Origin of the sequence: Treponema primitia (assembly GCF_046533075.1) — a bacterium.
GTDB lineage: Bacteria > Spirochaetota > Spirochaetia > Treponematales > Breznakiellaceae > Termitinema > Termitinema primitia_B.
This window is the reverse complement of record NZ_JAJQRB010000046.1, coordinates 61559-86654: the sequence shown is the minus strand read 5'-3', so window position 1 is coordinate 86654 and position 25096 is coordinate 61559. Positions and strand designations below refer to the sequence as shown.

Here is a 25096-nt window from a genome sequence, read left to right as displayed (position 1 = left end):
GTTAGTATTATTCGGTTTTTTCCGGCAAAGCCTTCATTTTTTCTTTTAGCTCCAGGAGCATCAGATCCGCAGTATCATCCGACTTTTCCAGCTCGGCAAACTTCTTTTCCAGGTCGTTATTGGCGGAAAGATCCTCCAGCTCCTTAGCCGCATCCGCCTGGGCTTCCAGTTGGTCCACCTTCTGGGCTATACGGTCAAATGCGTCAAAGGCGGTTCGATTACCGGTTACACTGGACATGGTGCTCTGGATCTTCTGCTGGGCTTCCGCGCGCTTGGCCCGGGCTATAAGTAAGTTCTTTTTCCGCTGGGCCTCGTCAATTTTGTTCTGCAGTTCCTTCAGGGATATCTTGAGCTTATCCACCGCCGCTTTCTGGGCTTCCCACTGTTTACGGTACTCCGCCGAGGCGTTTTCGTATTCCTGCTTACGGAGCAGGGCTTCCCGGGCCAGATCGTCCTTGCCCGCCCGAACCGCCAGCATGGCTTTCTTTTCCCATTCCTGGGCCAGGGCTTCCTGGTTTGCCGTTTCCCGCTCAAGCTTCTTTTCGTCCGCAATGGCCATGGCCACCGCTTTCTTTGACTCAATGAGCTGGGTATTCATATCGATCAGAAGCTGGTTGAGCATTTTTTCCGGGTTTTCGGCTTTATTTATTAAATCATTCACGTTTGAAGAAATAAGGGTCTTTAATCTTGAAAAAATTCCCACGGTATCTGACCTCCCACCAAATTATCTGTATTGAGAAAGTAACGGATAATGCTGAATCAGGGCAAGACTAAAAGCGTCAAGAGAGGCCCGAAATTCGGTATAATCCATGGTATCGTATTCCAATGTATCAATTAAAACTATTTTGTTCTCCTCCAGGGCATAGGCGCCGTGCACTAAATCGCTGGCGTTGAGCTCCAGGAGCTTGGTGAACAGTTCGAGGCGGTTTTCCTTGGGGGCATCCATTACCACCACCCTAAAAACTACCAGGGGTTCGTTCAAGGCTACCGCCACCCCTTCCATGCCGTGTTCTTCATCATCAATAAGCCAGACATTATTCCCAATTTCCTGATAGGTAAACATGAGGTCGATAAGGTACTGTTCGATCTTATTCTCTGCACGGGAAACTTCGTTATAAGTTGCCATGGGATCTCCGATGGGTGAAATATGAATCGGATTAACCGAGGAATACCTGACCCGAATTATCAATAGCCAGAATAGTTTTGCATTCGGAACACCGGAAACGACCGGGTTTCAGCGCCTTAAGCTTTTTGGAACAAATGGGGCAGGAGAAAACCTTTGGGAAAAGCGAAAGCTGTTCTCCGGGTACACCGCTGCGGAAGAAATTAACCGAATCATCAAGGTTGTCTTTAATATTGAAAAACTGGGAGAACCCTAACAATTGGAATACTTCGTACACCTTAGGCTGGATTTCCAACAGAACCAGATCTCCGCCCCTGGGCTTTACGGACTTGAGAAAGGCGGTAAAGGACCCGATACCGGTGGAGGAAACATAGTTGAGCCCTCCGCACTGGAACACCAGACGGATAAACCCGGCATCAATAGCCTTGGCCACCCGTTTTTGAAAATAATTTGAATTATACGTATCGATATAGCCGGAGAGATACAGAACAAGGCACCCTTCAACCTCAGATATCTTTTGTAGTTTTATCTTGAGGCTTTCGTCCTTTTCGTCATCGAACCCGGATACGATCTCGTTGTTAGTCATGACGCTCCCTTCGCCCAAAATCAACTCCCTATAACTTCGTTGACATAACCCACCGGTATATTCCAGTATCGGCCTTTAACACTCTAATATATCATATTAGCTCGTTATGGCTTTGTCAAACCTCGTTAATTATTTAAAATTTCCTATCAATATATAGCATATTACAATCCCGGCCCATCGTCAACCGGTAAAATTGGGGCAATTTCTATGCTTCCCTATCTCCGAAAAAAACGGATAAAATAACTCATGTACCTCTCGGATCTGGTGATAATCCTCTGCCGCCCCTCAGAACCGGGAAATGTGGGAGCGGTTTGCCGGGCCATGAAGAACATGGGCCTTACCCGGCTGCGTCTGGTAGCCCCGGCGCCTGGCGCTAAAACGTCCCGGGACGAGGCCGTGCTGCTGGCCCGGGCGGTTCATGCGGAGCAGGTCTGGGAGGATGCGGAAACCTTCGATACCCTGGCCGCCGCCGTGGCGGACCTTTCCCTGGTAATTGGAACCACCCGGCGCCGGGGCCACCACCGGAAAGCCGTAACCCAGACCCCGGAGGAATGCGCCGCCTTCCTGAAATGCCACCCCGGCCCGGCAGCCCTGGTTTTTGGCAACGAACGTACCGGCCTTGAGGCGTCGGAACTCAACCTTTGCAATCTGGCCTCCCACATCCCTGTGGACGATGCCTTTCCTTCGCTGAACCTTTCCCACGCCGTCCAGATTTATGCCTACCAGCTTTTCCGTACCCTGGACCCCAACCCTGCCCCGGTGGCAGGAACCTGGAGGCCCCTAGACCGGATCAGCCAGGACGCCTTGGTCAAGTCGATAAGCGATTCCCTGGCCGGCCTCGGCTTTTACAAGCAGCGTGGCCGGGAAGAACAGGAACGGTTCCTCCGGGACGTTTTTGCCCGGGCCGGGCTAACCGCCGACGAGGGCCGGTACCTGAGGAATATCTTCGTAAAAGCGGCGAGGCTTAGTTCTTCTTAAACACCCGATAAATCAAAAGCAGTATTTTATAGTAAAAATAAGGGAAAATACGGAAAAAGCGGAGCGGGCGCTGGAAACAGTAACCGAACCATTCAAAGCCCCGGTCAAAAACCGCGCGGGAGGGGCGTCTTTTACGCTCCGAAAAGACATCGAAGATATCGCTGCACCAGAGCCGCAAGCCGGGGTTGAGCAAGCCGGTGTTTCTGGCAATCCACCGTTCTCCTCCGTGGACCCCCTTGCCGATGAGCAGCAGCGAGGGTGAGGCTTTTCGTATAGCCTCCAGTATGGTGTTTTCGTCCTGGCGCTTGAAGTTGCCCACAAAACGGCCGACTACCCGGAGTTTAGGAAAGGTTTGGCGTATGTTTTTTTCGGTTTTTTTGAGAATTCGTGATTTTGCCCCTAAAAGGTAAACCGACAGTTCCCGGTTTTCCAGGATGGTCAGAAGGCTGATGATAAAGTCAAAGGGCATATATCGTACCGGGGTTTTACCGGTTAAGAACCGGGAACCGCCGATTAAACTTTTCGAAATGGGGAGGATCAGGGCGGCTTTTTGCACAAAGTCCCGGTATTCATTAGCCCCCCGAGCCCGCAACAGATCCCAGAGGGACAGGAGGACGATATTTTGCCCCTTAATACGCCCATCCTTTTCCGGGGCGAGCAGTTCATAAACCTTTTCGGTTAATGCTTCCTGGGACACTATATCCAGAGGAACCTTTAGGACATTAATCCGTTCTATCGGTGCGATGTTGTCAGAGTCCACGTTGTACTCTCCAAAAGAATGATCCGAACCGCTGCTGCGGCATATAGGGCGGCGGTTTCGGTTCTCAAAACGGTATTTCCTATAACCAGGGGTTTGAGTCCCGCCGCTAAAAACCGGGAAACCTCTTCCGGAGAAAATCCTCCTTCAGGGCCTATTGTAAGGACAACCAGATCAGGATTAATACTAAGATAACCATGGAACCCGCTCTGTGCAAGGGGTTCGGCAAAATCCCTGGGGTTCTGATGGAGGATGATCCCCAGGGGGCGTAGGGCTCGTTTTTTTACGGTTTCCCAGTAATCCAACAGGGCTTCCACCGTACAGGGAGGAGCAATTTCCGTGGCGGTAGAGGAGCCGCTCTGCTGCCGGGCTTCCTTGATAATCCGGCGCCACCGTTCAACCCGTCCGGTTCCCTCGATCTGGGGTATGGAATAATCGGAACTGAAGGGATGGATTTCGGCAATACCGCCTTCGGCAGCCTGACGGACTATGAGATCCAGCTTGGCGCCCTTGGGCAGAGCCTGGAACAAAATTATGCGGGGCAGGGATGTTTCGCCGCTCGACCCCCGGTTGGACAGTTCCGCAGGGAGACATTGCCCGGTAAGGCAGTTATCGGACACAGACTGTACCAAAACCCGGACTTCGCTGCTCAGGTTTCCTTCGGCGGCCGGGAGGAGGGCATTAAAAACCACCCCCTCCTTTAAACGACGGACCCGGGCCAGATAATGAAAATCTTTACCGGTGAGCCGTACTATCCCCTGAGAATCCGGAGGGGAGGGTAGGATGAACTGTTTCATGTCCCTCCGCTCTTTTATGAAGCCAGGGCGGTATCATCCTCCAGAACCGCCTCATTCTGCAATTCCCGCAGGGTCTTGGTGGTCTGCATCAACTGGCCGTAGTTTCCGTTCTTCAGTATGTTGACCGCCTCCTGGAGCTGTACATCGTATTCCAGATCGTAAACCGGGGCAATGGCGGTACGGTTCTGCTCATTCCGGATAAGCCGGCGGAGTAGGGAAAGATCGATTTTGTATTCGCTGTTCAATTCCCGGGCAAAGGCGTTTACCGCTTCGGAGTTGGCATTGGGATTTGCCTCAACAAAGGCGGGGATACGGTTATCGGTAATAAGGCCGTTCAGTTTTTCCGCTTCATCATCGGAAAATTCCGGAAACAGTACCTCCCTATCCGGGGGTATACCGATTTTATCGATGTTTACATCGCTGGGGGTATAGTACCGGGCGGTGGTTATCCGAAACCCCGATTGTTCCAGGGGATACACCTGCTGTACCGAACCCTTTCCGTAGGACTTTTCGCCCACCAAAAAGGCCCGGCCCCGGTCCTTCAGCGCCCCCGCTACAATCTCCGACGCCGAGGCGGAACCGCGGTTGATAAGGACGATGATGGGGATATTCGACGGGACCACCGTACTCCGGCGGGCGGTAAACACCTGATTCTCCGATGAAATCCGGGATTTAGTGGATACTACCACCCCGCCTTCCAGAAAGAGATCGCTGATGCCCACCGCAGAAGTGAGGAGCCCTCCGTAATTGTTCCGCAGATCCAGGATAAAACTGGTATAGTTCTTACCCTTTAAATCGTCCAGGGCTTCCTTGGTTCTGTCTACGCTCATAGGGGTAAAGGTGAGGAGCTTAAGATACCCAATACTTCCGATCATATCATGTTTAACCGTGGGGACCTCAATAATAGCTCTGGTGAGGGTAATGGGAAATTCAAGCTTTTCTCCCCGGCGGATCAGGAGCTTTACCTCCACCCCGGGGGTTCCCCGGAGACGGTTTAAGACTTCGTCCATGGACAGGGCATCCGTGGATTCGTCGTTTATTTCGACGATAAGGTCGCCGGGGTTGATCCCTGCCCTCCATCCGGGAGTATCCTCCATTGGGGAAGCCACCTCCACATAGGGGGGCCTTCCATCGGGCCTGGCCGCAGTCGGTTTGGTTATATACAAGCCCACCCCGCCGAAATTCCCATGGGTAGTATCGTTCAAGTCGGACATTTCCGATTCCGGCAAAAAGGCGGTGTAGGGATCTCCCAGGGCTTTAAACATGCCGGACATGGCCCCCTCATACAGAATCTTTGGATCGACATCTTCTACATAACGTTTTTGAATAAAATCAAAAACATTCTGAATAACCGAAGTATACTTTTTAGAATCCTGGTCATTGCCCTGGGCATACATACGAGGTACAGACGCAAAGATAAATATCACGCTGAGGATCAGGATTGCAACAATCCATACCATCGGCACAGTCTTGGGTGCCGATGGCACAGTCTTGGGCGCCAGCGGGTATGGCGGTTTTTTCTTATTATCATCCATAAAAAACACTTCCTTTTTGTATTTACTTCTGTATTATCGGCGTTTTGTCGTCGAATATACTGAATATCTAATTGTAGGAAACCTGGAAGCTTTGTCAATTACCAGAGTCCCAGTAGTTTCATCCGCTTCGCGGTTTTTCGCATATCATATTCAAGCCGTTTGAATTGCCACACCCCGGATTCGGTGTCGAAGAAGGCGTACCGGGCGGCGGCGTGGCGGTATTTTAAAGCATGATGGGCATCGTCCTCGTCCCGGGGGAAACCGATGCTTCCCGGGTTGAGCAGTACCCGCAGGTTTTCCCGGTCTGTTTCAATGGTAGAATCCGGTTCGCCATAACCTATTTGGTAGGAGACTGTCCCCTGAGGTTCCTGGGATGCAAGAAAAAACGAAGGGAGATGGGTGTGCCCAAAGAAACAGCGGGTAAATTTGCTCTTGGTAAAGGCGGTTGCGGCATCGGTCTGGGAAAAAACATAGCCCCAGAGGGGATTTTCCGGGCTGCCGTGGGACAAAAGCAGATCCCCGTAGGTGGTTTTAAGGGGAAGTTTGGAAAGATAGGCGCTATCCTCCGGTGAAAGCTGGGGCCGGGTCCATTCCAGGGCGATCCGGGCATGATCCGCAAAGTTGGAAAGGTCCGTAACACCCCCTGCGGCGAGATCGTGGTTTCCCCCTAAAACAACGGTACAGTGTTCGGCGGCCCGGGCGATACACTCCCTGGGGTCCGGTCCATACCCTACCAAATCCCCCAGACAAAGAACCGCATCCCGGTCCGCCCGGGTTTTCTGCAGAACCGCGTCAAAGGCGGCCAAGTTGGCATGTATATCCGAAACAACTAATATTCGCATTTTATAATTATTTTAGTATAATATAGTTGTAAACGTAAGTAGGAAGAGCATGGCAGAAAAAAAATCAGGACATTTGGCTGATATACTTTCGGATAGGTTTTCCGATGTTTGGAAACTCCTTTCCGAAACCACCATTTTTTTAAGCAGAACCAAAGAATTTGATGCCTATGAAGGTCAGCTCCGCGCCTGGCGCTCCGAGCTGCAATCTTCCGGCCGAAATCCCGAAGTAGCCCAGAGGATCCGTTCCGATCTGACGGGGCTTCGGAAGAGTCTCCGTCTTCAGGGCTACGATCTGAGCCTGGGAAAGCAGAACCTTGTTATTGAAGGATTCCGAAATGACGCTTGTCTTGGCGAGGGGTTCCGGCGGGTTGTCATATTTATCGGAGACAACACAATCTTTTTCCTGGCGGGGGAGGACAACCATATTGCCTTGGCGGAATATCTTGAAGCGCAGGTACAGGCTCAAGCCAACGCCCGCAAGCAGCAGGTTCGAATCCTGGACAGGCATTATCTTTGGTATCGCCGGCAGGGGCAGGATCTTATTCTTTCGGGATCGGATACGGAAACCAAAGAAGACTTTAAGCGGTTTACCGCCATGTGTGATGCCAATAGCCTGCTGCTTTTGAGCGGACTTAAGGGGCTGCGCTAATACGGAATTATACTCCGTACTCTATACAGCCGCTAAATTGCAGATTATACTCAGTTATGAGTCAAACAAAGAAGGTTCGGAAAAGTAGTATTTTGGTAAAAATAGCCGGATTGTCTTCTGCATTTGTTTTTCTGGCTATTCTGATCCTGGCGTTTGTAAATGTCTACGACACGAGAGACGTGAGTCTCGAAACAGCGGTAACGGTGGTTGAAAGCAAGATCCGTGGAGATATTAGTTCCTTGCAGTATAGGATTACCGATCAGTACGGTGAGCTGCGTTTGGAAGATGGCCATTTGGTTGACCAGGAGCTGCAGCCTCTTGATGAGCGGTATGATTTGATAGACCGGATATCGCAGGATTTGGGTATTGTTGCAACTATTTTTGTAAAGGACGGAGACGATTTCCGCCGGATTACCACCAGTATTATTGACAGTTCGGGAAAGAGGGCTGTTGGAACCATGCTAGGCCACGGCAGCGCCGCCTATGGGCCGGTTAGCGGCGGCCAAGATTATATAGGGAATGCGGTAATCCTTGGCAGCCAATACATAGCCGGGTATGAGCCGATTTTTGCCCCGAACAGCAGGGATGTGATTGGTATTTTATTTGTGGGCATTGAAATATCGTCGGTACATGCAATCATAGATGCAAGGATTAATAAAACTGTTATTACCATTGCGATAATTTCTGCGGCAATTTTAGTGTTCTCGGTGGTGTTAACGTTCCTGCTGTTTAAATCGATGATTATACGGCCAATAAAAAAAATCATCGCAATCCTGCAGCAGGTAGGGGAGGGGGATCTTACCCGTCAAATCAATCTCAAGTCCACCGATGAGATTGGCGATATGGCCCGGTACTTTGATCTTACCCTTGGTAACCTTAAAAACCTTGTGCGTATCATCAATGGGGAGGCAAAAAAACTCCTCGATATTGGCAATGATCTTGCCTCTAATATGACAGAGACTGCTACGGCGATAGTTCAAATGGCATCCACCATCCAGAGTATAAAAAACCGGGTTATCAACCAGTCCGCCAGCGTAACTGAAACAAACGCTACCATGGAGCAGATCACCATCAATATTGATAAACTCAATAATCAGGTGGAACAACAAACAAGCAGTGTAAACCAGTCCTCATCGGCGATTGAAGAGATGCTTGCCAATATCCAGTCCGTTACCCAAACCCTTGTCAAAAACACGGCGAATGTCAATAATCTTTCGGAAGCCTCCGAGGTGGGCAGGTCGGGCCTGCAGGGAGTGGCGGCGGACATTCAGGAAATTGCCCGTGAATCCGAAGGGCTTTTGGAAATTAATGTGGTGATGGAAAACATAGCGAGCCAGACGAACCTGCTTTCAATGAACGCCGCCATAGAAGCGGCCCATGCTGGGGAGGCGGGGAGAGGTTTCGCGGTGGTGGCCGATGAAATAAGAAAACTGGCGTCCTCCTCCGGGGAACAGTCCAAGACCATATCCGCGGTATTGAAAAAAATTAAGGATTCCATTGATAAGATCACCAAGTCCACAGAAACGGTATTGAATAGGTTTGAGGATATAGACGGCGGAGTCAAGACCGTATCGGATCAGGAAGAGAATATCCGTAATGCCATGGAAGAACAGGGCGTGGGAAGTCAGCAGATATTGGAAGCCATTAGCAAACTTAATGATATTACTCAAAGGGTAAAGAGTGGTTCCATGGAGATGCTTGAGGGTAGCAGGGAAATTATCCAGGAAGGTAGAAATTTAGAAACAGCAACCCAGGAAATAACTAACGGTATGAATGAGATGGCAGGCGGGGCAGACCAGATCAACGGAGCGGTAGATCATGTGAATATGATCAGCGGGAAAAACAAGGAAACTATTACCACCTTGGCGGAGGCGGTTTCCCGGTTTAAGGTCGAAGAAACCGTATAATTAGCGCAGCGGTATGTCGTCGTAGCGGCCGGAGTTGTTCCAGTAGGTCAGCCCGTTTGAACCGGCGTCCCGGACCCCCTCAACCTGGCGGCGGACATAGTCGGTGTTGTAATACTGCCTATCGTAGGAAACGTTAAGAAAAAAAGCCTGCACATAGGGCCGGACGATGATCTGTCCCCGACCGATACGTTCGGTGCGCTGGGTACCCTGGAAGTAGATCCGGTAGGGCCGGAGTTCCGCCGGAGCCTGGGCTAAAAAGTCCTGTTCAAAGTGGCTGGGGTAGTACATGGGGCAGATAACGTCCACGTACGGCGCCAGGAGCTCCACCTCCTGACCGGTACGGGCGCCGGTGCGGTACCAGCCGTTGGCGCCGTATATGTCGATGGATATGGGGGCGTCCACCCGGGAATGGATGTGCCGCATAAACGAGAGGATGGCGCTTTCCATGTCCATGCCGTTTTCCCGCCAGCGATACTGTGTGTCGGCAAGATTTGCCCCATCGGTGGGGAAGCGGATATAGTCAAACTGGATTTCATCAAAGCCCCGCTGGTGGAGCTCTGCGGAAATAGCGGCGGTGTATTCCCACACTTCTTCTGAATAGGGATCCACCCAGCGTTCATCGTAGTAGGTTCGCTTAATTTCGTATGCAGGATCGTCTGCGTTCAGTATTTCTGTTTCATAGGTAGAATCTTTGTCTACGCCGGTTCCCTTGGCCTGTCTCGAATCGTAATAGCCCACCCAGGGCTTTCCCCTGCGGCTGTCCCACACGGCGTACTTGCCCCCTTCCTTGCGGGCCAGTTCCGGGTCCTTAAACACCACAACCCGGGCAACGGTATATATTCCCCGGTCCTTCAAGTTTTTTAAGAGTACGTCGATATCCACCGGCCGGAAGACCCTGCCTTTTTCAGGGATGGCGGGATTGTTCGGACTGAACCTGAGGCGGCCATAGTCGTCCTTCATATCGATTACCACCATATTAAGACCGCTTTCTTCTATCACCTTGAGATAGGGGGCGAGGCTTTTGCTTTCCATAGAATGATTCACCGGAAGGTACAATCCCTGTCTGCCCCTGGCGGTGTTCCGTGGGGGTGAACTGATCAGGGTATTTTCGGGAACCCGTATCGGATCATCCGTGGCGTTTACCGCATCCAGCAGCCAGAGCTCCGACAGGGTAACCGGTTCGGTATCGGTGAAGGCGTCGCTGCCCCAGGAGATAAAGCATGAAGGTTTGATCCCCCAGGCTGCGGGGATAGACCGTATAAAGGCATGGAGATCCTGCCTGGTTCGGCCCGCCGCGGGTGATACCAGGGGGTAGTTTAGTTCTACTATGGCCCCTTCCTGGACAAAGCGTATCCCTGCGCCGGTGATATCCAGGGAATCCACGGTACCGAAATCGGCGTCGTCCGACCAGATGGGGGTAAACCGTTTCTGTCCCCAATCAAGCTGGTAGATCCTGCGGCGAAAGGTCTGGGATGCGTAGATTTTCTGTGCTCCCCCCACGGCCGCTACCGCAATGTCCGATACCTCATCGGGGTTTGCGGTAGTTTCCAGCCGTTCGATCCCCTGGTTAAGTTCTACCCACTGGTTATTGCGGCTGTTCGGAAGGAGGTAATGTACCCCATAGGTACTGTGGGAAAGAAAAACCGTAAGCGCCGGTAATGATGCTGTTGGTAGTGTTGCTATCGCCACCGCCTTTATCCCATTGGTTCTGTAGGGCGGAGACCCCAGGCTTTCCCAGTTCCGGCCGGCGTCCCGGGAAAGGAACACCGTATCCTTGGTGGCGCACACCATGATATCCGGGTTTTCCGGAAGGGCCCGGAGATCCTTTATTTCCTGAACCTGGTAGGTAAAGGTTTTTATCCCCCGGCTATAGTTTTTTATTGTTTTTATCGGCAGCCCCGTGTTCCGGGGCTCCCAGTAAAGCAGATCCGTCGAAACCAGTATCCCCTGATCCCCCAGGATAGCCCAGTATCCGGCAGTGTTGAGTATTTTTCGTACGGCGCCTCCGGACCAAAGGGGCCGTACCATACCCAACCGGTCTACCCCGTAAAGCCCCTTGTCGGTTCCCATGATCGTAGGCCAGATAGTCTGGGCAGGCAGGACGGTTTGGGTACCGGCGCCGGGGGGCAGGAGCAGAGCAAAACAATAAAATAGTAAAAAAGCCCATAGGAATCGGCTTTTACAGGTACCTTTTCGGTTCACCGTTATCTACCAGTGCATATAGTTCAATATAAGTCTTGGCGGTACTGGTGGCGATTTTTGCCAACAATATTTCCTCAATCTGGAAGAGGCCCACCTCGCTGGACATCTGTATTTCAATGCGTATCGGCTTTTCCTTGCCCGGGAAAATCCGGACATCCTCAATGGAGTTGGCCGATAGCTGGTGAATATCCCCGGGCCGGGGACCCCCAGCCACAATCAGGGGAATCCGGGCCCGGCCCTTGGTCATGTCGCAGCCATCCGCAATCTGAACAACCCCCGCCTCCAGAGAATGGATGGTCCTGCTTCCCATGTGGCCGAATATACCCTCCAGAGCCAGGGACCGGACCGTAACCATTTTTTGCAGATTCTCCGCATAGACCTTCCGGAGGAACCGATCCAGAATGGGGTAGGCCAGGTAAACGCTGTGCATCTCATGATCCTGGCGGCCAATGGTCATGCCCAGATCGTGGAGTATGCCCGCAAGGAACACCGCGCTAAGGCTATCGTCAAAATTACCGCAGTCCTCCTTCTCTAAATTGGTCTTAATCCCCGCATCCCGGAGGAGCCCCATCATAATCAGGGCGTTCAGCGCCACGGTACGCATATGAACCGGGCCATGGTCGTTGAAATTCAGCCGCATAATGGAAACCGTATTGGCATATTCCTGCATGGCCTGAACCTCATCGTCCTCCAGGACGAGCTTAACCGCCTCTACCGTCTTCCCGCCGAGGCCAAAATTCTTAACGGTTTCGAGGATTTTGGCATCAATGGCTAGTTCTTTCTGTGATCTCATACCTATAAAATACGATTATATGGGAGTTAGGTCCAGTAGGAAGGCCAATGTTATTCATAAAAGGGATACATCGGGAAACAGGCTGTGGGATGGGCTCAATATTGTAGCGCCCAGCAAAACTCCTAGATCTCGAATTGAGTAACCTAAAAAGTTAAATGAATATCCGGAGCGGACGCCGCCTGCGCTTGTTCGGTACGAACAAGCTTCTCTAATTTGCCTATTTCTCTTCCTTCACAAAGAGCGGCGCATTTTTCATCGCTTGCTTTAATTTCTTTCTCAGTAAAACGTACCGGCTCGCCCTCTCCCTTGATAGCGTCACGCAAAGCATCATTGAATTCCGCATTTAATTCTTCCATTTGCTCCATGCCCCCTTTAAATTATTTTGATAGGTCTGCATCTTAAACGGTTTTACTGATTTTATTTCATTATCCCACGTAGTACCGTTATGCGTCATCATATTACTATCGATGGTATACCACAATATTGCGGTAAGACTTTTGCTATCACCGGTTGCGTCAATTATCAGCAAACCTGAACTGAACCCTTGTTGAATTTCCCCTTCCCGATAAATCTCAGCAATCCAAATAAATTTTGGCAGCGACAAAAATAATAAATACTGTTTCAGACCAATATCCAACCCACACTGTTCTAAAATGAATTTCTTAAACGATTGGCTGCCGGTTAAGAGCAACCGTGTTATCCATTTTCCACCCCATCGTACCAGCCCTACCGCAGGGTTATCAAGCACATTTTCCAGTAAGGCATGTGCTTTCTCTCCTGCAAGGAATACATGGGTCGGCAACGGCACAATAAATGATTGTATGGTTAAATTGTGCAATTCTTCCCGCGCATAATGCGCGGTAGGCTTTAGAATATCCACTGCTTGGTAGGGAGGGAAATTATCGTCAATCAGGATTATCTTTTTATCAAGCGAAGACACATCAACCCATGTTTCCCCCGGAGGAACCGTGTAGGCAACCTTTTTCTCATGGCCAATCGCCAGTAATGCATGGCCATCGCTCCCATTCCCAAGCACCAGCAACAAAGGGATTCCCGATTCAATATAGAGTTTGAGCAACGAAAAATCCGCTGTTATGGTCGTATACATTAAACATTGATACCCATTATCCTGCAAACATTTTGCCAGTTCATGTTTCGTTAAACCGATGGACGGTAGCAGCCGGTGATCTGTGCCATCCAAAAGATTTTTCACGATCTGCGACGGCAACAGCGGCTTATACTGGGTATACTTGGTACCAAAATACTCGGTCAAACTCCACAATGCGCTTTCCGCACAGCTATGGGTTTCAGAATCCTGCGCCACATGGGGATACCCGTACACCTCTAAATCATTCCCTAGCAATGATACCTTCACCCGCATAAGGCAACAAAGGAACTGAGTGTCTAAAAAAGCCTTGGGGGAGACCAACGATCTCCCCAACGGATACATCGGCAAGGGCCGTATGACAAAAAACCCCAGGTACCGCTCGTTAAGGGACGGCTCGGGCCTTCCCAAATCCGCTATGGATACCACATCGCCTTCAAATATATGGACCCGGATGCAATTTCTGCCGATTTTCCGGTATTTTGCCGCATGGTATGTATAATAATTATCCCGATAGTGCCTGTCTATGTAGGGCTGCTCCAGGACAAAAGAAATATCGGCCCGTAACTTCCCCAATAATTGGTCGATTGCCTTAAATTGAATCTGAAAATTACCGCAAAACCCCGAACTTTTCAGAATTTTATCCAGTTTTCCGTTCAATTCTTCCATTTTGGAAGGCTCGATACCCACATAACCATGCATTCTCATAACTATTATAAAATGGGGGTTTTGTGTCAATAGCTTCCACTACAATAAAAAAGCCGTGCGTATCCTGGCTTTTTTATTGTCCTGTACGCTAAAACGGCTATTGCTAAATCTTACCTATTTTTTGGCGCCCTGCATTCGCTTGAGGGCTTTCCCTAGGGTGAGAATGACTTCGTATCCGTCCCCGTTTAGCTCCTCAATAACCCGTACCAATTCGCGGATTTTGGCATTTGTGGAATTACGCGCCTTTTCTTCCGGCGAATTATGTTCGGTCATAAGATATTCCACTGTCACCCCCAAGGCTCGAGCGATTTTAAAAGCGGCCTCGGCGGAGGGCCTATTGGCCCGTGTCCCAAGATAACATTCAAGGGTTGCCTTTGGAATACCTGTTTTTGCACATAATTCCTTGACGGTCATGTTTTGATAATCAAGCTCATCGTGTAGATTTTCCCTGAAATTCCCAATCATTCTCAAGAAATATAATGATATATCAATGTTTGATGCTTGTAAAAATTGAAATATCATGGTAATATATTCATATTAACATTGATTATTCATCACATTTTAAAAAATGGGTACTTAAGGAAAAGGATTCTACTTTTTTAGTAAGGAATAAGGATGAATACGGAACGTATACAAGATAATAGTAGTACAAAACAAGCAAGCGGCGGTCTTCGAGCCGCCATGAGTAATAACGCAACCGTAAAGCCCAACAGCGACCTACTCAACACGCTTAAAAATACTCTTCCCCAATTCTTTGAAAAAGATATTGTCGATGAGGAAGGGAACCTTATTGAGAGCGGCGCATTTAAGTCAGACAAATTCCTTGACGAAATCAAAGCCAACAATATTGCCGAAGCTCACGATGGCTACAAACTCGGCTTTGTCGGAAAGGACTATGCCCGGCTGCTATCAGGGCGGGTCTCCGAAACCGTAATTGTACCTGACCACAAGCACAATAGTTTGCCCGAAAACAAGGACTCAGGCAACGTTTTTATTACCGGTGACAATATTGACGCGCTCCGGCATTTGGTCAACGCTTACGAAAACCGGATAAAGCTTATTTACATTGACCCACCATATAATACGGGTAAAGAATTTGTTTATTCTGATAAATTTGAGTTCGAGGACGAAAAACTGGTATCTGCATTGGGCTATACTGAGGCGGAAATCGTCCGGCTTAAATCCATTCAAGGAAAAAGCTCGCATAGTGCATGGCTTACGTTTATGTATCCACGCCTAAAGATTGCTCAAAAATTGCTTACTCCTGATGGAGTTATTTTTATCTCCATTGATGACAATGAACAGGCAAATCTGAAGTTACTGATGGATGACGTGTTTGGGGAAGGGAATTTTGTATCGAGTTTTATTGTTACTCGTGCAGAGGGTGGTGGATTAGCAAAGCAAGCTGTTATCGGTCATGACTATGCTTTGGTATATTGTAAAAATATTTCTCAATTTATACCTCTTGGTAAAGTAAAAGATATTAGAGGTAAAATTGTAAACATAGATGGAGACGACTATTGGATTGAAACAGATTGGCTTCGTAAAGAATTTGGTAAATATGGGACATGTTTATATGAGGAGATACTTGAATATTTTGGGAAGCAAAAAAAAGATGAAATTGATGAAGGCCTCAAACAAGGAAACTATATTTTGATAGATAAGGGTGGTGCCCATATTGTAGGACGTTATAGGAAAGTCAGTGAAGACACATCAAAGTTTTATACGATTTTAAAACATTTAAATAAAGACGGTAATGCCGATTTAGAAAACTTGGGTTTACTTGGTCTTTTTGATAATCCAAAACCCATATCATTATGCAAAGAATTGATATTGGGGGGTACTATAAGAAGTATCAATGATAATGATCTTATTCTCGACTTCTTCGCCGGCAGTGCCACCACTGCCCATGCCGTTATGCAACTCAACGCCGATGACGGCGGAAACCGTAAATATATCATGGTACAATGGGATGAACCGACCAATGAAGACTCGGAAGCACGAAAAGCAAATCCGCCATTTAACACTATAGATGAGATAAGTCGCGAACGTATCAAACGGGCAGGTACAAAAATCCTCGAAAAATATAATGAAAAAGAAACGGCAAACGCAGAAGAATTGGCACTCGAAGATGAACCAGAACAGCCCAAATGGGATAAAGACATTGGCTTCAAGCACTACCGTCTTGTTACGCTCAATGTAAAAACACTCGACAAAATAGAAATCTTTGACCCATCCGCTCCCTTACTCATTGCCGAAGATATGATAAGCCCCTTTGCAAGACCCGAAACAGAAACAAGCGGACTGGAAACGCTTTTAACCACATGGCTTATAGACGATGGGTTTACTTTTGATACCCCTGTTGAAAACTTAGGAATCGCAGGTTATTCAGCCCATCTTGTTCAAAGCAAACTGTATCTTATTGCCCCCGATTGGGGCGCCAAACAAACAAAGGACCTCTTGAATCGAATCGGCAAGAATGAACTGAATGTGCAGCATATTGTGGTATATGCCTATTCGTTTTTAATGGAATCCTTGCGTGAACTGGAAATCAATATCAAAAACACTCTCGATGCTGACCACCAGGTTTATGTAGAAAGGCGTTACTAATGGCTGATGACTCAGGTTCAAAAAACACGCAACTTGCCATTCAGCTTGTCGAATTACCGCACCAGAATGAGGCCATTGAAGCGGTATTGGCTGCAATGGGGGAAGTATCGAGTAATGACAAGATGCTTTCGCTTGCCCATAACAACTTGTCACAGACCAGTTCTCCCCAAGCCAACCCGGAACTCGGACCAATCGAAAACATTGATGTCAAAATGGAGACCGGCACGGGCAAAACCTATGTCTATACACGTTTAATGTTTGCGCTTCATCAGCGTTTCGGCCTGTTCAAGTTTATCGTCGTTGTTCCCAGTCTTGCTATCAAAGAAGGAACAAAGAATTTTATTGAAAGTAATTACGCAAAACAACATTTCCAGCGATTTTATCCGGGTAAGAGACTCAATTTGCAACTCATCAATGCCGGTGATTTTACCACCAAGAGCGGCAAGCGCAAAATGTTCCCTACCGATTTGGTACAATATGCGGAAGCAACAAAAAACGAGCAAAACAGTATCAACTGCTTATTGTTGAATATGCATTTATTGGATAGGGACAGCGCAAAAATCTATGACAACGATTTTGACCAGACCCTTTTTGGCGGCGCAACATGCCCTGCCGAGGCGATTCAGCAGACCCGACCCATTATCATTATTGACGAACCGCACCGCATTAAACCGAACGATAAGGCGTTTAAAAACATCAAAGAAAAGTTTAATCCCCAATTGATTATTCGTTTTGGGGCAACATTTCCGGAAAAGGGCGGCGTAAAAGAGTATTTCCGCAGCGCACCAGTATATGAGCTTGGGGCAGTACAATCCTTTAATAGCGGTTTGGTTAAAGCCATTGACGTAACCTATCCCGATATTCCCGGTGTTGCCAGTCCTGATAGCGCCTTAAAATATAAAATCACCGGTATAAACTCAAGCGGCATAAAATCCGTCTTTTTTCAAAAGATGCCCGGCGGATCAGGGAATAAACCAAAAGAATTGCGAGTTGGTGACAGCCTGGCCGTTATAGACCCCGCATTTGAAGGTAATATTATCCTGGACCAAGTTAAATCAAAATCAAGCGCATTTTTAAGTAACGAAATTGAATTAGGCATTGGCATGGAATTATTTGCCCAAACCTTCACTTCTTCGTATCAAGAGCTTATCCTGCAACAGGCGATAGACGCACATTTTGAAAAGGAAATCGAAAACTTTTTCCGCCCCCAATCCGGTGTTAATGCACCTAAAGTAAAAACCATTTCCCTTTTTTTTATAGATTCAATCAATTCTTACCGTGATACTGAAGGCTGGCTAAAAATCAATTTTGAAAAATTACTTACCGCTAAACTGGATGCGTTGCTTTCCCAATATAAAGGGAAGACAGGATTGCGCGAGATTGAATATTACGAGTATTTACGAGCGACACGGCGAAATATTGCCGGGAGTCATGGCGGTTATTTTGCTAAAGATTGGGGCGAAAGCGATGAAAGCGCCGTTGCCGAAGAACGGGAAGATATTTTACACAAGGAACGGACTTTAACCTTCAAAAAGGAAAACGGCGATTGGAATATCCGCCGTTTTTTCTTTTCAAAATGGACCCTGCGCGAAGGGTGGGACAATCCAAATGTATTTGTCATTGCCAAAATGCGTACCAGTGGTTCAGAAACCAGTAAGTTACAGGAAGTAGGACGGGGCTTACGCCTTCCGGTTGATGAACGCGGAAATCGCTTGTCAGAGGAAGAATTTCGTTTAACCTACCTGATTGATTATTCCGAACAGGGATTTGCCAAAAAGCTCGTAGGTGAAATCAATTCAGATATTCCGATGAAAATTGACCAAATATCCGTTACCGATAAAACCATTAAGCTCATTCTTCAATCCCAGAACGTAGATGTCAAAGCTATGGATGAAAAATCTTTTTCGGCGGCTAAAGAGAAAGTGTTGGAACATCTTGATGAACTTGACATTATCAAACGCAACAATGATTTCAAAGAAGATGGTTACGAAAAACTGCTTGAGGAATATCCCGACCTAATTGCAACCTTGAAAAAAAGTAAAGTCACAGAAACATCAAATGGACAAAAACCAGCCCGTCCAAAGATTAAACTTCGCCTGGATAATTGGGAAAAAATTAAAGGCTTTTGGGCTAAAGTGACACAGCGTTATATGCTTGAATTTGAACGCTTGGATAAAGGCGAATGGGAAAAACTGCTTGATAAAGTTTTAACCGAGGACACTGAAAAGAAAATATTTGTAAAGCCTCAGATAGGAAGCCATACGTTTGGAGTAAAACGTGGTGAAGAAACAAATGATGATATTTCGTTAGTAGAAAATGTCAAATTCCTTGATAGCACCCTTGGAACCCTTGTCTATGGGGAGTTTTTGCGTCAAATCCATCAACAAACATTCATACCACTGACATTGCTGGAACGCAAAGTTGCTGAAACGTTACAAGAGTTTTTCAAAAACGGACTGCAAGTTAATCCCCTTTTGAATACAACAACGGTCTCCAACTTTGTTGCAGCCTTCCAAAGGGTGTTTCAAAAGACCTTTGCCCAAAAATATCTATACCGCAGTTTAGATTTTTCAGCAAAAACCTCAGTATTTAATACCGGGGATGGCTCATGGTTATTGGAACTTGAAGCGGGAGTTGTCGGCACGAGTGACGCAAAAGATATAAAAGATGACATCCGTAACTTATACGAACCTCCATTTAGATATGATTCCGATCTGGAGCATGATGTATTAAAACTTATCCCCTCTGAAGAGGTTGTTGTGTTCGGAAAATTACCCCGCAGGTCGATTAAAGTACCGACCTACACCGGAGGTACAACCACCCCCGATTTTTTATATGCGATTAAACGCAAGGAAGATAAAAACATCGCCTTGCATTTAATAGTCGAAACAAAGGCCACCGATTTACGGGGCGCCGAGCAAATAGCCATAGCTGGTCAAAAGAGATTTTTTGATAATATATTAGGAATTAAATGGGATTTAGCCAACTATGCAAGCGATGTTGAAGGGATTTTGAAACTTCTCATTGATAGTAAAGGTTAATTCCATGCAGCTCAATGATGCCCAAACAAAATTTGTAAATCATATAGGTCAATTTATCCGTTTACTTGCCCCCGCAGGATCAGGAAAAACAGCAAGCCTCCTCTATCGTTGTGTTCAGGTCATTCAAGAGGACCCATCACGGCGTATCTTAATTGTTACCTTTACGAGGGTTGCGCGGGCAGTTTTACAAGAAAGAATATCAAACGCCTCTGAATTTGCCAGTCTTAGGGGCAAAGTCGATGTAAGTACTCTAAATTCTTTAGGCTATAAATTTGTTAAAAATGAGCATCCTCGGATAAAAATAATTGATAATCCCCAGCGGGCAAACACATTCTATCATTCCATGCAGCCGGTATGGAGTAAGACAAAATATGAACGTATCCAGACATTGATGAAAAGTAATTACCTGAACCGGGCGAAGGATTTATTTAACATAATTGACAACTTTAAAGAACTTGGTTTCGATGATTATTCAGGCGCCTCTCATTTTGCGAGCCAATTTAATTTTTTAATCGAAGCAAAGGTCAGATTTTTCAAAACCGTTCTAAAAAATCTATGCAAGTATGAATTTATTACTAAAATCGCATATGATAGTTGGGATACGGATAAAATCATTGAAAATTTATTGGTACGATGGTATCCATTTTTCTGTGAATTTTCCCAGGAGCTTTATAATCAGGAATATATTTCTCTAAATGATCAAAAATTCAAGGCTAATTGTCTTTTACAAGAGAAAGTAAGTCTTAACACAATCCCAAGAAAAAACAATGCCTATTCTGATGTATTTGTCGATGAATTTCAGGATGTCAGCCCTTTAGATTTAATATTTATAAAGACATTAACCCAATACAACCGGGCAAATCTTGTTATTGTAGGTGATGATGACCAAGCAATATTTGAATTCAGAGGGGCATCCCCCCATTTTATTATTGACCCAGACCACTATTTTGACGGGCAATTTTCAACATTCACATTAGGGATAAATTACCGTTCTCCAAAAAACATCGTTGATATTTCACAGAAACTCATCATCCATAATAAAAACCGGGTAAAGAAAGAAATATCAACATCATCAGTAGGTAATGCCGAAATACAGTTAATGGAAATGCGTACCCCTGCGGAATTATTTGAATATATTGTAAAGCAAGTCAAGACAGCCCTTACAGACAATAACCATAAACGCATTGCTTTGGTTGCCCGGAAACGCAGCCAACTTCTCCCTTACCAGGTACTATTTTCCAAAGATAATATTGATTATTTTACCCCGGACGACTTAAATGTATTTCTTGCCAATGCCTTTAGCGAACTGAGAATATTATTAGAACTCAAGAAGAAACTGCTTCGCCACCCCGATCGGATTAGTAATTCGGATATTGTACTTCTCTGTAATAAAGTCAAGGAATATCCGCTAAAGAAAATTCAGAAAGATGAACTTTTACATTATTTGACTAATAAATTGACTGATAAGACAGTCGACGATATTTATCTTACCTTAAAAACCTGTGATCTTTCTTTTATCTCATCAAGCAGTCGGAAAACTAAAAATCAAGCTCGTAAATACAATGAAATATATGCCGAGGCCATACGTGACTTTTTAAATGCAAAAACAGTCGCCGGTGTCATCAGAATATTTGCCACTCAATTTGAAGGCTTTGCACAACACTTTGGAAAAAGCGAAGATGATATTTTCTATACAGACCCGCCCTTTTATCATCTTATTGATTTCGCTGAAAAGTATAGTGATGATTTTGATGAATTTTTATATGACATCGAGCAAGCAATTGAGAAATCGCGAACCGTTTCCATTCGTCCGGATGATGATGCCAATAATCCTCAAGTAAACAAACCCTTACATCTTACCACCGCCCTACGGATAAAAGGCGAAGAATATGATATCGTATATGTTTTGGACGCAAATGATAAAATCTGGCCCAACATAAATGCCAAAGAAGAAGATGAACTTGAAGGAGAACGCCGTTTATTTTATGTCGCCGCAACTCGTGCACGTGAGAAACTAATATTTTCCTATACGGTGAATATACATAGCGGTTGGGTAGCACCATCGCCGTATTTGCGGGAGATGAATTTATTGAATTGATTTTTTCCTTGTCATTATTCCGGATCCATTCGGCCCGGCAAAACAGAGTATCTTTGGCTTAATCTTGGTTCAGCCATATTTTAAGTAACCCATTGGCTACCCATTGTCAATACGTTGGATCTTTACAGTTTTTAACAGATTTTCCAAATTTCTCTATCAGACTAAAGCAAAATTCGCCATATTCCCCTAATCCCGGGAGGAGGCAATTATGTCCAAAAAAATCCATCTCACTCCCGAGGATGTCCTTAGTGACATCACCAGGGGCAATGTTTTCAAGGCTGTATTTACCCGGCCCACTTATCAGATTTCGCTCATTGGAAAGGGAAGAATCTACGATGATGACGATCTGGTCCATCGGTTTATCTATTACGATCCGGAACATAACTTGTCTTTTAAGGGTCTGACGGTTATAATCGACATAGAATTGGAGAAAGCGGAAAAGGTAGCAACGGAAAAATCGGCCCATGGGATGATGGATATTGAGAAATGGGCGGTATTTTTCCTGTACCACAGGGACTTAACAAAACGGGACCTGATCAATGAAATCCTTGAATACGAGGAGGGAATATCCATGGCGACGGAAGAATTATTGACGGTAACACAGGCAGAAAGGGACTGGGTACGGCGGGAAAGCGAACTCAAATTTGAGCTGGATATGCAGAGCCGGCTGACTTATGCGAAAGAAGACGGGTATGAGCTGGCCAAGAAGGAAGCTGAAATAATAATTCAGGAAAAGGACGGAGTGATTCAGGAAAAGGATGCGGAAATCCAGGAATTGAGACGGCTGCTAGCCGCTACGGGTAGTCCTCCTCCTGCGGACCGCTAAACTGGAACGAAAACACCGCCCTGGTTTTCAGCCAGGGCGGTAACTCGTACTTCTAATCTACACCCCTTGTCTGTTCCGCCTAATCAGATCCAGCGTGGTCTGTACCGTAGCGCTCTGGTATCCCTTCAGCGGCAGGATCCGCTCGTGGATGGCGTCGATGATCCAGTTGACCTGGGGGAAGTAGAGTTCCTCCATTTCCGCCGCCGGGGTAATCCAGTTGCGGCTTCCCACCACCGCCACCGGCGCGTCCAGGTAATCAAAGGCCATGGTCTGGATGTTCGAAGCCACCGTGTGGAGATAGGAACCCCGCTCCGCAGCATCACTGGTCAACAGCAGTTTTCCTGTTTTCTTGACAGACTCGATGATTCTTTCGTAGTTCAGGGGATTGATAAAGCGGAGATCGATGATTTCCGTTTCCAGACCAAAATCCGCCTGAAGTTTTTTCGCCGCATCCACGGCCTTGTACAGGGTCGCTCCCAAAGTAACGATGGTAAGATCCTTCCCCTGCCTTCGTATGGCGGGCTCTCCTTCGGGTACTTCGTAATAGCCTTCGGGGACGCCGCCCTTTTCAAACTGCTCGCCCACATCGTAGAGGAGCTGGCTTTCAAAGAAGATCACCGGGTCGGTTCCCCGGAGCGCTAAGTTGAGCATACCCTTGGCATCGTAGGGAGTGGCGGGGAAGTAGGCCTTGAGTCCCGGTATATGGGCCACCAGACCTGCCCAGTCCTGGCTGTGCTGGGCGCCGTATTTATTGCCCACCGAAACCCGGACTACCAGGGGCATCTTGAGAAGCCCTGCGGACATGGACTGCCACTTGGAGGCCTGGTTGAAGATTTCATCCCCGGCCCGGCCCAGGAAGTCGCAGTACATCAGTTCTACTACCGCCCGGCCGCCGGAAAGGGCATAACCAACCCCGGAGCCGACGATTGCGCCTTCGGAGATGGGGCTGTTGAAGAACCGGTTGTAGGGCAGTAATTCTGTGAGCCCCCGGTATACCGCAAAAGCGCCTCCCCAGTCCCGGTTATCCTCACCCCAGGCCGCCATGGTGGGGTCCGTGGCAAAGCGGTGGGCCATGGCCTCAAAAAGACCATCCCGGTACTGGTAAACTTTGTTCTTGGAAACCGGTTTGCCCTCCGCATCAAAGCCGTACCGGGATTTACCCGCCAGGGCCTTGACCCGGGCATTATCCGCCAGGGGCTGAGAAAGGTCACTCTTTCGGTCATCCAGTTTTTCAACCTTTCCGTTGGAGAACATCACCGATTCGATAAAGGCTCCACCCAAGCGGGGGGAGACATCATTATTGGTGGCCAGCTTGACCGCATCCAGGAGCTTGGCGTTCACATGGGTACGGAGACTTTCCAGTTCAGCCTTGTCGGCGATCTTGTTTTCAATAAGATAGGCGCCGTAGGATTCGATGGCATCCGCTTCCTGCCAGAGTTTCACCTCCTCGGGGGTGCGGTAACTGGAGGCGTCCGAGGGAGAGTGGCCGGACACGCGGTAGGTCATGGTATCCAGGAGTACCGGGCCTTTTCCCGCCAGCAGTATCGCTTTTTTCCGGGTAATGGCATCCGCCACCGCCAATGGGTTGTAGCCGTCCACCCGTTCGGAATGCATGTTCTCGGGGTTCACCCCGGCGCCAACCCGGGCCATGATCCCGTAGCCCATGGTTTCTCCGGCGGTCTGGCCGCCCATGCCGTAGAAATTATCGAAGAAATTGAACAGTATTGGCGGCGCTCCGCCGGCGTCTTTTGGCCAGAGAGTATTGTACTGATCCATGGCGGCCATCATCATTGCTTCCCAGACCGGGCCGCAGCCCATGGAGGCGTCACCGATATTGGCGATAACGATGCCGGGTTTTTTGTTGATCCGCTTGTACAGCGCCGACCCGGTGGCGATATCCGCAGAACCGCCGACAATAGCGTTGTTGGGCATGGAGCCGAAGGGGGTAAAGAATGCGTGCATAGACCCCCCAAGCCCGCGGTTGAACCCGGCTTTGCGGGCAAAAATTTCCGCCAGGGTACCGTAGAGGACAAAGTTTTCTGCCAGGTCCTTCACATTTTTGTAACTAGCCTTTTCTGCGGCTGCCAGGGTCTCCCCGCCCAGGAAACTCTTCATGATTTCCTCAAGCTTTTTTTCATCCAATTGCCAAATCGCAGAATAGCATTTGGCTAAAATTTCACCGTGGCTCCGGTGGCTGCCGAAGATGTAGTCATCGGTAGTAAGATTAACGCACTGCCCCACGGAAGAAGCTTCCTGCCCCATGGAAAGGTGGGCCGGTCCCTTGTGGTTATACTCAATGCCGTTCCAGGTTCCCTGGGTCTTAAAGGTATTGAGCATGGTTTCAAATTCCCGGATGGTCACCATATCGTACCAAATCCGCTTAAGCTTATCCTTTCCGTAAAGATCGATTTCCTTTTTGACATCGCTTTTATACTGATTAACCGGAATATCCTTGAGTTTGAGAATCTCCGGTTTCCGTACCGCTTTTGGATCCACCACTTGTGATTTAGGCATTTTCTGTTCTCCTTAGTTTAGTTGT

At 47.6% G+C, this 25096-nt stretch carries 21 protein-coding genes; 8 read left to right on the top strand and 13 right to left on the bottom strand.

Translation table 11 applies throughout. The features are described from left to right. Window positions 1–7: 7 nt before the first annotated feature. The 3 genes from LQZ19_RS09460 to LQZ19_RS09450 are packed head-to-tail and all read right to left on the bottom strand — an operon-like array spanning window position 8 to window position 1709. Window positions 8–703: a PspA/IM30 family protein gene (locus LQZ19_RS09460; RefSeq protein WP_411047427.1), complete on the bottom strand. Its 696-nt coding sequence runs from the start codon at window positions 701–703 to the stop codon at window positions 8–10. A 21-nt stretch (window positions 704–724) separates the two neighbouring features. After that, entirely contained in the window at window positions 725–1126 is a 402-nt protein-coding gene (locus LQZ19_RS09455; protein WP_411047426.1) for a YbjN domain-containing protein, read from the bottom strand. A 31-nt stretch (window positions 1127–1157) separates the two neighbouring features. Then, window positions 1158–1709, bottom strand: a complete 552-nt coding sequence (locus LQZ19_RS09450) for an STAS domain-containing protein (protein ID WP_010254341.1) — start codon at window positions 1707–1709, stop codon at window positions 1158–1160. Window positions 1710–1955: 246 nt separating this feature from the next. Here LQZ19_RS09450 and LQZ19_RS09445 point away from each other — a divergent pair, with 246 nt between their 5' ends. After that, window positions 1956–2687 carry an RNA methyltransferase gene (locus LQZ19_RS09445; protein ID WP_411047425.1) on the top strand — a complete coding sequence of 244 codons (732 nt, stop codon included), beginning with the start codon at window positions 1956–1958 and terminating at the stop codon, window positions 2685–2687. Here the strand turns inward: LQZ19_RS09445 and LQZ19_RS09440 are convergent. From LQZ19_RS09440 to LQZ19_RS09425, 4 genes are all read right to left on the bottom strand, one after another. After that, window positions 2674–3447, bottom strand: coding sequence for a WecB/TagA/CpsF family glycosyltransferase (locus tag LQZ19_RS09440; RefSeq protein ID WP_411047424.1), 774 nt, complete (start codon window positions 3445–3447; stop codon window positions 2674–2676). The two genes, LQZ19_RS09445 and LQZ19_RS09440, sit on opposite strands and share 14 nt — an antisense overlap. Next, window positions 3420–4241, bottom strand: coding sequence for an RsmE family RNA methyltransferase (locus LQZ19_RS09435; RefSeq protein WP_411047423.1), 822 nt, complete (start codon window positions 4239–4241; stop codon window positions 3420–3422). The genes LQZ19_RS09440 and LQZ19_RS09435 overlap by 28 nt, the downstream gene beginning before the upstream one ends. 14 nt (window positions 4242–4255) lie before the next feature. Continuing rightward, the gene (locus LQZ19_RS09430) at window positions 4256–5701 is read right to left on the bottom strand and encodes a S41 family peptidase (RefSeq protein ID WP_411047422.1); all 1446 of its coding nucleotides are present in this window, start codon (window positions 5699–5701) and stop codon (window positions 4256–4258) included. A gap of 173 nt (window positions 5702–5874) precedes the next feature. Then, entirely contained in the window at window positions 5875–6618 is a 744-nt protein-coding gene (locus LQZ19_RS09425) for a metallophosphoesterase family protein (RefSeq protein WP_411047421.1), read from the bottom strand. A gap of 49 nt (window positions 6619–6667) precedes the next feature. Here LQZ19_RS09425 and LQZ19_RS09420 point away from each other — a divergent pair, with 49 nt between their 5' ends. Together LQZ19_RS09420 and LQZ19_RS09415 are read left to right on the top strand one after the other, a co-directional pair. Continuing rightward, window positions 6668–7267: a hypothetical protein gene (locus LQZ19_RS09420; RefSeq protein WP_411047420.1), complete on the top strand. Its 600-nt coding sequence runs from the start codon at window positions 6668–6670 to the stop codon at window positions 7265–7267. Window positions 7268–7323: 56 nt separating this feature from the next. Next, the gene (locus tag LQZ19_RS09415) at window positions 7324–9174 is read left to right on the top strand and encodes a methyl-accepting chemotaxis protein (RefSeq protein ID WP_411047419.1); all 1851 of its coding nucleotides are present in this window, start codon (window positions 7324–7326) and stop codon (window positions 9172–9174) included. Here the strand turns inward: LQZ19_RS09415 and LQZ19_RS09410 are convergent, their stop codons facing one another. From LQZ19_RS09410 to LQZ19_RS09395, 4 genes are all read right to left on the bottom strand, one after another. Continuing rightward, complete coding sequence (locus LQZ19_RS09410; protein ID WP_411047418.1) at window positions 9175–11376, bottom strand: putative glycoside hydrolase; 2202 nt, start codon at window positions 11374–11376, stop codon at window positions 9175–9177. After that, complete coding sequence (locus LQZ19_RS09405) at window positions 11354–12169, bottom strand: HD domain-containing protein (RefSeq protein WP_411047417.1); 816 nt, start codon at window positions 12167–12169, stop codon at window positions 11354–11356. The genes LQZ19_RS09410 and LQZ19_RS09405 overlap by 23 nt, the downstream gene beginning before the upstream one ends. 143 nt (window positions 12170–12312) lie before the next feature. Then, window positions 12313–12525, bottom strand: a complete 213-nt coding sequence (locus tag LQZ19_RS09400) for a hypothetical protein (RefSeq protein WP_411047416.1) — start codon at window positions 12523–12525, stop codon at window positions 12313–12315. Continuing rightward, the gene (locus tag LQZ19_RS09395; RefSeq protein WP_411047415.1) at window positions 12513–13550 is read right to left on the bottom strand and encodes a hypothetical protein; all 1038 of its coding nucleotides are present in this window, start codon (window positions 13548–13550) and stop codon (window positions 12513–12515) included. Before LQZ19_RS09395 ends, LQZ19_RS09400 begins: the two co-directional genes overlap by 13 nt. A 19-nt stretch (window positions 13551–13569) precedes the next feature. Here LQZ19_RS09395 and LQZ19_RS09390 point away from each other — a divergent pair, with 19 nt between their 5' ends. Next, the gene (locus tag LQZ19_RS09390) at window positions 13570–13776 is read left to right on the top strand and encodes a hypothetical protein (protein WP_411047414.1); all 207 of its coding nucleotides are present in this window, start codon (window positions 13570–13572) and stop codon (window positions 13774–13776) included. Window positions 13777–14096: 320 nt separating this feature from the next. Here the strand turns inward: LQZ19_RS09390 and LQZ19_RS09385 are convergent, their stop codons facing one another. Beyond that, the gene (locus LQZ19_RS09385; protein ID WP_411047413.1) at window positions 14097–14447 is read right to left on the bottom strand and encodes a helix-turn-helix domain-containing protein; all 351 of its coding nucleotides are present in this window, start codon (window positions 14445–14447) and stop codon (window positions 14097–14099) included. 150 nt (window positions 14448–14597) lie between these two features. Here LQZ19_RS09385 and LQZ19_RS09380 point away from each other — a divergent pair, with 150 nt between their 5' ends. The 4 genes from LQZ19_RS09380 (at window position 14598) to LQZ19_RS09365 (ending at window position 22557) form a co-directional block, all read left to right on the top strand. Next, a complete protein-coding gene (locus tag LQZ19_RS09380) occupies window positions 14598–16592 on the top strand; it encodes a site-specific DNA-methyltransferase (protein WP_411047412.1) in 1995 nt (664 codons plus the stop codon). Continuing rightward, window positions 16592–19633 carry a type III restriction-modification system endonuclease gene (locus LQZ19_RS09375; RefSeq protein ID WP_411047411.1) on the top strand — a complete coding sequence of 1014 codons (3042 nt, stop codon included), beginning with the start codon at window positions 16592–16594 and terminating at the stop codon, window positions 19631–19633. Before LQZ19_RS09380 ends, LQZ19_RS09375 begins: the two co-directional genes overlap by 1 nt. A gap of 4 nt (window positions 19634–19637) precedes the next feature. Continuing rightward, window positions 19638–21731 (top strand): UvrD-helicase domain-containing protein, encoded by a 2094-nt coding sequence (locus LQZ19_RS09370; protein WP_411047410.1) that lies wholly within the window; start codon window positions 19638–19640, stop codon window positions 21729–21731. 208 nt (window positions 21732–21939) lie between these two features. Then, on the top strand, window positions 21940–22557 hold the full coding sequence (locus LQZ19_RS09365) for a PD-(D/E)XK nuclease family transposase (protein WP_411047409.1): 618 nt from the start codon (window positions 21940–21942) through the stop codon (window positions 22555–22557). A gap of 57 nt (window positions 22558–22614) precedes the next feature. Here LQZ19_RS09365 and LQZ19_RS09360 read toward each other — a convergent pair whose 3' ends face one another. Further along, window positions 22615–25071 (bottom strand): alpha-ketoacid dehydrogenase subunit alpha/beta, encoded by a 2457-nt coding sequence (locus LQZ19_RS09360; RefSeq protein WP_411047408.1) that lies wholly within the window; start codon window positions 25069–25071, stop codon window positions 22615–22617. Between the last annotated feature and the right edge of the window lie 25 nt (window positions 25072–25096).